Source organism: Streptomyces hyderabadensis (assembly GCF_020404845.1).
Classification (GTDB): domain Bacteria; phylum Actinomycetota; class Actinomycetes; order Streptomycetales; family Streptomycetaceae; genus Streptomyces; species Streptomyces hyderabadensis.
On sequence record NZ_JAIOJZ010000014.1, the window covers coordinates 143237 to 153851 of the forward strand.

6 protein-coding genes and 1 pseudogene are annotated in these 10615 nt (G+C 73.0%); 4 read left to right on the forward strand and 3 right to left on the reverse strand.

From position 1 onward, the window contains the following. Positions 1 to 103 precede the first annotated feature (103 nt). Positions 104 to 1696 carry an MFS transporter gene (locus tag K7854_RS13765; RefSeq protein ID WP_226026751.1) on the forward strand — a complete coding sequence of 531 codons (1593 nt, stop codon included), beginning with the start codon at positions 104 to 106 and terminating at the stop codon, positions 1694 to 1696. A gap of 169 nt (positions 1697 to 1865) precedes the next feature. Here the strand turns inward: K7854_RS13765 and K7854_RS13770 are convergent, their stop codons facing one another. Next, positions 1866 to 3182, reverse strand: coding sequence for an MFS transporter (locus tag K7854_RS13770; protein WP_226026752.1), 1317 nt, complete (start codon positions 3180 to 3182; stop codon positions 1866 to 1868). An 89-nt stretch (positions 3183 to 3271) separates the two neighbouring features. On the opposite strand from K7854_RS13770, the gene K7854_RS13775 reads away from it, so the two are divergent. After that, positions 3272 to 4249, forward strand: a complete 978-nt coding sequence (locus K7854_RS13775) for an ArsR/SmtB family transcription factor (RefSeq protein WP_226026753.1) — start codon at positions 3272 to 3274, stop codon at positions 4247 to 4249. 241 nt (positions 4250 to 4490) lie between these two features. Here the strand turns inward: K7854_RS13775 and K7854_RS13780 are convergent, their stop codons facing one another. After that, the gene (locus K7854_RS13780; RefSeq protein WP_226026754.1) at positions 4491 to 4919 is read right to left on the reverse strand and encodes a cold-shock protein; all 429 of its coding nucleotides are present in this window, start codon (positions 4917 to 4919) and stop codon (positions 4491 to 4493) included. Positions 4920 to 5191: 272 nt separating this feature from the next. Between K7854_RS13780 and K7854_RS13785 the strand changes: the two genes are divergently transcribed. Then, positions 5192 to 8203: a glycosyl hydrolase gene (locus K7854_RS13785; RefSeq protein WP_226026755.1), complete on the forward strand. Its 3012-nt coding sequence runs from the start codon at positions 5192 to 5194 to the stop codon at positions 8201 to 8203. Positions 8204 to 8456: 253 nt separating this feature from the next. Next, positions 8457 to 10157: pseudogene (locus K7854_RS13790) on the forward strand (glycoside hydrolase family 127 protein); the annotation flags it as partial. 172 nt (positions 10158 to 10329) lie between these two features. Here the strand turns inward: K7854_RS13790 and K7854_RS37795 are convergent. Beyond that, on the reverse strand, positions 10330 to 10615 hold a 286-nt coding region (locus tag K7854_RS37795), incomplete at its 5' end, for a hypothetical protein (RefSeq protein WP_372481030.1).

Below are 10615 nucleotides of genomic sequence, written 5' to 3' on the forward strand. Positions count from 1 at the left end.
ATGCCTCTGGTGCAATGCGGGCTTAGCGTCGGACGCAGTCGAGCCGCGCTCCCCGACACCCCCACCTCCCGTCGGGCGGCGGCATGCCCTGCGAAAGGAACCCATGCGTACCAGCCCACCCCTACCGGCCGCCGAGGCCGGCGCGGGGAACACCCCAGACGCGCGTCAGCTGCGCACGATCCTGATCGCCGTCTCCGTCGCGCTGATGGCCGTCATCGCCTCGGTGTCCGGTCTGAACGTCGCCCAGACCCACATGGCCGTCGAGTTCGGCGCCTCCCAGAGCACCGTCCTGTGGATCATCAACATCTACACCCTCGCCCTGGCCGCGCTGCTGCTCCCGCTCGGCGCCGTCGGCGACCGCCTGGGACGCAAACCCATGCTCGTCGCCGGGCTGGGCGTCTTCGGCGCCGCGAGCGTCGTCGCGGGACTGGCGCCCTCGGCCGAGGTCATGCTCGCCGCCCGGGTGGCCGGCGGTGCGGGCGCCGCGATGATCATGCCCGTGACCCTCGCCGTCATCTCCTCCACCTTTCCCGAGGAGCAGCGGGGCAAGGCGATCGGCGTGTGGACCGGCGTCGCCGGAGGCGGCGGCATCCTGGGCATGTTCCTCTCCGCCCTCCTCGTCGACGTCGCCGACTGGCGCCTGCAGTTCGTCCTCCCCGTGGTCCTGGTCCTCGTCGCCCTGGCCCTGGCCCTGAAGTCGGTCCCCAACTCCCGCGAGATTCCGGCCCACCGGTTCGACACGACCGGAGCGGTGGTCTCCACGGTCGCCGTGACCGGCCTCATCTTCGTCCTGCAGGAAGGCCCCGAACGCGGCTGGACCGCCCCGGTGACCCTGACCGGCCTCGTCGTCGGGGTCATCGCCGCCGCCGGCTTCGTCGCCTGGGAACTGCACCGCCGCGACGCCTCGCTGCTGGATGTGCGCCTGTTCCGCGAGCGCGGCCTGGCGGGCGGCTCGATCACCCTCCTGGTGGTCTTCGGCGTCCAGGCGGGCATCGCCGTGGTCCTCTTCCCGTACTTCCAGGCCGTACTCGGCTTTTCGGGCCTGCTGTCCACGGTGGCGCTGATGCCCATGGCCGTCATGATGATGGCGACCTCCGGCCTGGCCCCCGTGCTCGCCGCACGCGTCGGCTCCCGCGCGACCATGGCCCTGGGCATCGCCCTGGCCGGTGCCGGCCTCGCGCTCATGGCCCTGTTCGTCTCCGTGGACGACGGATACCCGACCGTCCTGCCCGGCATGCTGGCCATGGGCGTCGGCATGGGCCTGTCGATGACCCCGTCCACCGAGGCGATCACCGGCTCCCTGCCGCGCGGGAAGCAGGGCGTCGCATCCGCACTCAACGACGTCACCCGCGAGTTCGGCACCGCACTCGGTGTCGCCCTGCTGGGTGCGCTGGTGGCCAACGGCTACCGCGGCGCCGTCGACGGACGGCTGGACGGCATCCCCCAGGGACCGGCGGACACCGCCCGGGAGGGCGTGGCCAACGCCGTCGAGGCCGCGGGCAGCGCCGGCCCGCACGCGCCGGACCTGCTGCACGCCGCCCGGCAGTCGTTCGTCGACGGCTGGCAGCAGGCCATGTGGGTGGGCGTGGCCGTCATGGGCGTCCTCTTCGTCTACGTCGTGCTGCGCGGGCCCGGGACGACGGCCCCCGCGGACGCGGACGAACCGGAGACCACCGAGGCCCTCACCGCCCCGTGACCAAGCGCGATCGCGGCAGGGACGGGAGGGGACCGAGCCTCGCACTACCGCTCCCCGGCGGCTGCCGCGATCAACTCCGCACACCAGGAGCCATCGGGACCGACTGTCTGTCAGGGAGGCGTGGGGCGGGGGATGCGTGACGGTTCGCGACCGACCCGGCCTGCGACGGCTACTCCACAGGAGAGCTACGCGCATGCTGTTCGGTGCCGTTCCCCGATCTCGTAGAGCAGTTCGGCACGGCGGCCGGAGAGGTGGACGCGCGCCAGGTGAGAACCCAGCCGGCGGTGAGCAACGCCGCGCCGCCCGCCAGGGCGATTGCGCCGCCTGTTCCGAGCCCCGCGGCCACCGATCCGAAGCAGGCCGGCCCGACGCCCTGAAGCGTCATGCTGCCGGAGCCGAGCAGGCCGAAGGCCTGGCCCTGCCCATCCTGCGGCAGGGCGTCCAGGAACGGCCGTTGCAGGCCGAGACCGGAGGCGAATCCGAAGCCGCAGACGAGCAGCAGACATGACGAGACGCCCACGCCGGGCTCGGCGGCGAAGCCGACCAGCGGCAGTCCCATCAGCGCAATCAGCGGGACCACCAGTCGCTCCCGGGTAGGCGGCCGCAGCAGCCGGCCCACCAGCAGGTCACCGACCACCATGCCGACCGGCAGACAGCCCATCAGCACCGCGTACCAGCCGGGCGCGAAGTGGCGTTCCCCCGTGTAGGCGACGATGAGGCCCTCCGCGCCCGCTACGAACGCGGGCGGCAGCCACTGGGCCAGCATCAGCCGTCGCACCGTCTGTCCGCGCAGCAGCAACCCGGCACCGTGCAGGCTGGCCCGGACGGCCCCGCCATCGCCCCCGGCGCTACCGGGTGTGCCGCCGAATTCGGCCGGCCGCAGCCGGGGCAGCCCGATGCGGACGGCGAGCGCGCAGCCGAGGTAGAGGGCGGCGCCGACCGCGAGCGCCCGGTGCGGGCCGAGTGCCGCGACGGCCGCACCTCCCAGCGCCAGACCGAACAACTGCGCGCCGGAGGCCGCGATGTTGTTCAGTGAACGGCCCAGTACGTAGGCGTCACCCTCCAGCGACTGCGCGACCAGCCGACTCGAGGCGCCGTGCACCAACGGTGTGACGAGGGAGACCAGCGCCACGACACCGAGGCTTGCCGCGATCGGCATCCGCACCAGGGCGATCAGCAGGGCGGCGGCGCACGTCAAGGCGTAGCCGCCGGTGATGAGCGCGCGGGGCGGCAGCCGGTCGGCCAGGGAGCCCAGCAACAGCGAGCCGAACAACTGCGGGATGAAGCCGATGCCGAAGGCCACTGCGCTCAGCAGCGGGGAGCCGGTGGCCGAGAAGACCAGAGCCGAGAACGTGGTGATCCGCAGCGCGTCCGCAGTGATCGCGACAGCACGGGTGGAGAAGAGCAGCCGGAATCGCGGCTCGGCCAGCACCTCCCGGTAGGTGGCACGGTGGTCGGCCTGCGCGGGTACGGCGGTAGGGGTCATGACGCGCAGCGTCGCCGTGCGCCCACGCCGCTCACCAATGATTCGTCGCTGGACGAATCGGAGCGGACGTGCCGCGGTAGCATCGCGGGGTGCTGCGTTTCGAAGTCTCCGTCGAAGACCTGCTGCGCAGCCGCTTCGCACTGTCGCCCGCGCTGGACCTCTGCTTGCTGCTGCGCTCGCTCGTCGGCCGGAGCCGGCCGCTGCCGCCGGCCTGGGCCTCCCGGCTCCTTCCGGCCTTGGGGCGGCTTCGCCGCGAGACCGAGCTGGACGCCGCCCTCGCTCTGCAGGCCCCGCAAGGCGGACCGAACTTCGTCGCCCCGCCCCCGCGCGGCCTCGGCCAGACCTGGGCGGACGACCTGGCCGCGATCCGGGCCACACCGCTGGAAGCGGCCCGCCAGGAATTCGCCGCCACCGCGACCGGCCCGTTGGCCCGTGATCCCCGCGTGCGCGCAGTGCTGGACTCGACCGACGCCGTCTCCAGGATCGCCGAGGCGATGGACCAGGCGTGGCACGAGCTGCTCGCCGCGGACTGGCCGCAACTGCGCGCGGTCTGCGAGCGCGACGTCGTGCACCGGGTGGGCGTGATCGGCGAACACGGTTGGGCCACGGCCATCGAGAGCCTGCACCCGGGCATCGCCTGGCACGCCGGCGGGATCGAGATCGGCTTCTTCCGAGGCGGAACAGTCCGCCTCGCCGGCGACGGGCTCCTGCTGATCCCTTCGGCCGTCGTCGGGCACATCGCCGCCCACACGGAAGACCCCTGGCCCAGGACCTTGATCTACCGTGCCCGCGGCACCGCCGCCCTGTGGGGCGAACAGGAGAGCGTCCCCCGACCGGACGCCCTGACCGCTCTGGTCGGCCGGTCCCGAGCCCGGTTGCTGCTGGCGCTGGACGCCCCCGCCAGCACCAGCCACCTGGCCCGAAGCCTCGCCATGGCCCCCGGCGCGGTAGGAGACCACCTCGCCATCCTGCGCGGCGCGGGACTGCTCGTCCGCGCCCGCTCCGGACGGTCCGTGCTCTACCGCCGCACCCCGCTCGGGGAGGCACTGGTCGCCGGTACGCGCTGAGGGCCCGGATCTGGGCGGGCGGTCAGGCGCCGGCGAGCTTGTCCCCGCGGGCGAGCGGTTGCGGGTATGGCACCGCGCCGTGCGGCCGGGCGGCGGCAAGGACGCCGGTGACCGCCCGGCAGCCGGCGTCGCACCCCCGGGAGACCGTGCGTGCCGGTGCCCGACCGATGCACGGACCCGTGGGGCGCAACGTGCCTCCCGGAACGGGAGGCTGGCCGAATCGCCGACGCGGGGCGCGGACTCAGTCCTCGATCCAGCCGTGGCCCTCGCTGAACTTCAGGAGCGCGCCGCGGATGGTGAGGATCTGCTCCGCCGTCAACTGCGGGCTGGCGGTCAGCAGCAACTCCGTGACGTCCCGTCGGTACTCGTCGGTACTCAGCACGTCGCACAGCGGCTGGCCGTTCTCGTCGGACATCGCGACCCTGGGCGCGGCCTCCTGGTGGCGCCGCGCGGGCTTGTGCCGCTCTCCCTCGGGGAGCCGGATGCCCGAGGCCTTCAGCCCTCGTTCACCGCTCTCCACCTCGAACTCCACGACCAGCCCGGAGCGTACGTACTCCTCGGGAATGAGCAGATCGTTCACGTGCAGGAAGATGTCCTCACCGCCGTCGTCCGGCGAGATGAACCCGTAGCCCCGCGTACTGTCGAAACGCACCACACGACCCGCGACCATGCGGACCCCCAACCTCTGAAAACCACACCTCTCCGGAGCCCTTCCCCGGAGTCGTGAGCATGCTATCCGGTGCCGTCAAGCCGGGTTCGCCCCGGGGGCCGTGCCGCGCCGCCGAAAGCAGGCGACGGCGCCGCGGCGCACGGAAGTTACCGGTGCGACATGTCTTGACCCCCATGATCGGGCCGGATTACCGTTCCCGCGTTCGAACGCTTTGAAACGATTCAATCCGCTCAGCTCGACACAATTCCTCCTCCGAACTCTGGGGCGCACTCATGCACGAACTCGTCTCGCAGCGTGGCGGGATGTCCCGACGCGCGGTGCTGGCCGCCGCCGTGGCCGCGGGGACCGCCACCGCGGTCGCCGTCCCGCCCGGCGCCGCCGCGCTCCCCGCCGGCCCCGCCGCCGACCGGGCCACCGGCTCGGCCCGTTGGTTCACCGACCCCGCCCGATCGGTGCGCCCGAAGTTCCGCTGGTGGTGGCCGGACGGCCTGGTCGACCCCGACGAGGTGGCCCGCGAGATCGACCAGATCGCGGACGCCGGTTTCGGCGGAGCCGAGATCGCCGCCGTCCACCACAGCATCCGGGACAAGTCGCTCCTGGACACCGCCCACCACGGCTGGGGCAGCAGACCCTGGCGCGAGGGCGTCGAGGCCGCCCTGCGCCGGGCGGTGCGACGCGGCCTGACCGTCGACCTCACCCTCGGCCCGAGCTGGCCCGTGGCCGTCCCCGGAGTCACCCCCGACGACGAGGCCGCCGCCCAGGAACTCGCCCACGGCCACGTTTCGCTGGCCGCCGGGACCACCTACCGCGGGCCCGTACCCGCGCCCGTCCACGAGGCGGCCTCCGGTGTCCGCACCCAGCGCCTGCTCGCGGTGCAGGCCGCCCGCGTCGAGCCCGCCCACTCCACCCGCAAGGAGACCGGCCTCGATCCCGGCAGCGTCCGCGACCTCACGGACACCGTCACCGACGACGGCCTGACCTGGACCGCGCCCGCGGACGGCGAGTGGGTGCTGATCTCCTACTGGCAGCGGGGCTCGGGACAGCAACCGGAATCGGGGCCGCACTCCGCGCCCGCCGCCCTCGTGGTCGACCACCTCGCCGCGGCGGGTACCACCGCCGTCACCGACTACTGGGAACGGCACGTCCTCACCGGTTCACTGCGACGCCTGCTCAAGGCCGCGGGCGGTGCCTTCTTCGAGGACTCGGTGGAACTGGAGTCCGAGGCCCTGGTCTGGACGGCGCGCCTGCCGGAGGCCTTCGAGCAGCGCACGGGCCGGCCGCTGCTGCCCTGGCTGCCCGCCCTGGTCCTCGACGACGGCAACCAGGTGTTCGCCTTCGAGGCCCAGCTGACCCGGCAGATCCGGCACGACTTCTGGGCCACGGTCTCCGACCTGTTCAACCGGCACCACGTGGGCGCGCTGAAGGACTGGGCGCACTCCCTCGGCATGACCCTGCGCGCCCAGCCCTACGGCCTGCAGACCGACGCCATCGCCACCGCGGCGATCCTCGACATCGCGGAGGGCGAGTCCCTCGGCTTCAAGAACCTGGACGACTACCGGTGCCTGGCCGGCGGCCGGGACATGGCGGGGCACACCGTGCTCTCCTGCGAGGCGGGCGCCTACAACGGCTCGGCCTACAGCACCACCTGGGACCGCGTGCTGCGCACCATGGGCGGGGCCTACGCAGCGGGCGTCAACCAGACGGTGATGCACGGCTTCTCGTACGCGGTCGCCCCGGAGGCCGAATGGCCCGGCTTCGCCGCCTTCAGCCCCTACAACGGAGCGCCGGGGTACGGCGAATCGTGGGGGCCGCGGCAGCCGACCTGGCGGCACGCCGGGGACATCGCCGGCTACCTCGGCCGCGTGCACGCGGTGCTGCAGACCGGCAGGGCCCGTGCGGACGTGGCCGTCTTCCGGCAGACCGGCTACACGGCCACCGGCATCGGCGCCTCCTGGTTCACCTCGACCGGTGTGCCGCTCGGCTGGACGCACCAGTTCCTCAGCGGCCCGCTCCTCGGCCTGCCGAACGCCACCGTCTCCGGCGGCCGACTCGCCCCCGGCGGACCGGCCTACAAGGCCCTCTTCGTCGAGGGCGACTTCTTCTACGGCTCCACCCCGACCCTCGCCCTCGCCGACGCCCGCAGGATCCTCGCATTCGCCGAGGCGGGGCTGCCGGTGGTGCTCCTGGGCGCCTTCGACCAGGCGCTGACACCGGGCGTGCCGAGGACCGGCGAGACCGAGCGGCTGCGCGACGTCCTCACCCGCCTGCTCGCGCTGCCGGGCGTCGTCCGCGTCACCGAGAAGACCGCGGTCGGCGACGCCCTCGCCGCGCTCGGCGTCACCCCGGACGTACGGCACTCCGTACCCTCGACGCTCCTGAACGCCCACCGTGTCACGGCCGATGCGGACTACTACTACCTGGTCAACGGCAAGCACGCCGAGACCGTCAAGCCGCCCGTGGCCGCGATCGACCACGACGTCACCCTGCGCCGCACCCACGGCCGGGACGCGGTCCCCCACCTCCTCGACCCCTGGACGGGCCGGGTGGTACGGGTGGGCCGGTACACCCAGGACGGCCAGGACGTGACCTTCCGGGTCGCCCTGCGTCCGGGCCAGACACTCGTCGTCGCGCTGGGACGCCCCGGACTGTTCGGCGACCGGCACGGCAACCGCCCGCACGCCCTCTCCTCGGAGGCCGACGAGGTGCTGTTCACCGCCCGCGGCCTCACCGTACGGGCCGGGGCGGCCGGCACCTACCGCACCCGGCTGTCCCGGGGCCGGACCGTCACCACCACCCTCCCCGCGGTCCCGGCGCCGATCGAGCCGGGCCGCTGGCACGTCGAGGTCGAGGACTGGCGGCCCGGGGACCGCCCGACCCGGACCGAGAAGGTGCGCCACACCCTGACGCTCGACACCCTGCTGCCCTGGTCGAGCATCCCGGAACTGGCGGACTGCGCGGGCATCGGCCGCTACCGCACCACGGTCACCCTCCCCGGCGGCTGGAGTTCCGCCCACGGAGCCCTCCTGGAGCTGGGGCGGGTCGGCGACACCTGCCGGGTCCGCGTCAACGGTGTCGACGCCGACCCGGTCGACCCGCTCGACCCCGTCGTCGACGTGGGCCCGCTGCTGCGCCGGGGCACGAACACCATCGAGATCGAGGTCGCGACGCCCCTCGTCAACCGGCTCCGGGTGAGCCGCCCGGAGGTCTTCGGAGGACTCGCCCGCCAGGAGTACGGGCTGACCGGACCCGTGCGGCTGGTCCCGTACGCACAGAAGGCGGTCTGACTCCGAAGAACGGATTGAACGAAGGGATTGAACGATTCAAAGAGCGCGGACGGTGCCGAGGCCCGTCCGCGCCGAGTCATGCCCGCTCGGCGCCCGCTCGGTGCCCGAAGGCTTGCGCTTCGAAGGGAATAAGCAGGGAATTATGGGGCGTCAGCTGGTTCTTGTGAGAACCCTTGACGCTCCTGATGGTGCCGCTTAGCGTCTCCGTCGAATCGAGTAAAACGATTCAATCGAAGGGAGCTGAGCCCGCACCATGCCCGCACCGCACAGCAGACCCGCCCCCTCCCGCCGCCAGGTGCTGTTCACCGCGTCGGCCGCCGCGGCCGCCACCGCGATCCCCACGGCATCCGCCGCGGCGGCGCCCTCCGCACCCGTCGCGCCGACCCCGGCGACCCCCGCCGCGACGCCCCTGCGGACGACCGGCGCGCGTCGCCCGCGCCCCGCGCTGGACGCCTTCCCGCTCCCGGCCGTGCGCCTCCTCGACAGCCCCTTCCTCGCCAACATGCGGCGCACCTGCGCCTACCTCCTCTTCGTGGACCTTGACCGGCTGCTGCACACCTTCCGGCTCAACGTCGGCCTGCCCTCCTCGGCCGAACCCTGCGGCGGCTGGGAGGCCCCCGACGTCCAACTGCGCGGCCACACCACCGGACACCTCCTCAGCGCCCTGGCCCAGGCCCACGCGGGCACCGGCGAGCGGGCCTACGCGGACCGGGCCCGCCTGCTCGTCTCGGCACTGGCCGAGTGCCAGCGGGCGGCGCCGGCGGCCGGATTCCACCGCGGATACCTCTCCGCGTTCCCGGAGTCCGTCTTCGACCAGCTGGAAGCCGGGGGCAAGCCCTGGGCGCCCTACTACACCCTGCACAAGATCATGGCCGGGCTCCTCGACCAGTACCGCCTCAGCGGGAACGGGGAGGCGTTCGAGGTCCTTCTGGAGATGGCCGCCTGGACCGAGGCCCGCACCGCCCCGCTCTCGCGCGAGCGGATGCAGAGCGTGCTGAAGGTCGAGTTCGGCGGCATGAACGACGTCCTCGCCCGACTCCATCTGGAGACCGGTGACCCCGTGCACCTGCGCACCGCCCGCCGCTTCGACCACGACGAGCTGTACACGCCGCTCGCCGCGGGCCGCGACGAACTCGCCGGACGGCACGCCAACACGGAGATCGCCAAGGTGGTCGGGGCCGTCCCGGCCTACGAGGCCACCGGAGACCGGCGCTACCTGGACATCGCCGACACCTTCTGGACCACCGTCGTACGCCACCACTCCTACGCCATCGGCGGCAACTCCGACAAGGAACTCTTCGGCCCGCCGGACGAGATCGCCGGCCGGCTCTCGGAAGTCACCTGCGAGAACTGCAACAGCTACAACATGCTCAAGCTCGGCCGGGACCTCTTCCGTCACGACCCGGAGCGCACCGAGTACCTGGACCACTACGAGTGGACGCTGTACAACCAGATGCTCGCCGAGCAGGACCCCGACTCGGCGCACGGCTTCGTCACCTACTACACCGGGCTGTGGGCGGGCTCACGGCGCGAGCCGAAGGGCGGCCTCGGTGCCGCGCCCGGCAGCTACAGCGGCGACTACGACAACTTCTCCTGCGACCACGGCACGGGTCTGGAGACGCACACCAAGTTCGCCGACACGGTCTACTTCCGGACCCCCGGCACCCGCCGGCCCGCGCTCCACGTCAACCTGTTCATCCCCTCCGAAGTGCACTGGGATGAGCTGGGCGTGACACTCCGCCAGGAGACCGACATGCCCACCGGCGACCGCACCCGCCTGACCGTCACCCGGGGAGCGGCCCGGTTCTCGCTGCGGATCCGGGTGCCCGGCTGGCTGGCGGCGAGCGACGGCCGCGCCGAGCTGACGGTGAACGGCCGGCGCGCCGGCGGCCGCCTCGAACCGGGCACCTGGGCGACGGTGACCCGCCACTGGCGGACCGGGGACCGCGTCGAACTCGTCCTGCCCCGGGCCCCCGTCTGGCGCCCCGCGCCCGACAACCCGCAGGTGCAGGCGGTGTCGTACGGCCCGCTGGTCCTGGCGGGCGGCTACGGCGACACGCCGCTCGCGACGCTGCCCGCCATCCGCCCCGACACCCTGCGCCGCACGCCGGGCGAGCCCACCCGGTTCACGGCCCTGGCGGACGGCCGGCCGGTGCCCCTGCGCCCCTTCCACGAGATCCACCACCAGCGCTACAACGTGTACTGGTCCGTCGCGCCGTCGCCCGCACCCGCCGGTGACGTGGCCCGATACCCCCTCGACGAAGGCCGATGACGGCGCTCGACACCGACGTACCGATGGACCGCATCAGCGTGTTGAGGCCGTTGGCGGCGCCCGTCTCCGAGGCCGGGACCGCGCTGATGATCAGCGCGCCGTCACCACAGCAGCCGATCACGTCGCAGCGGCCCTGGACC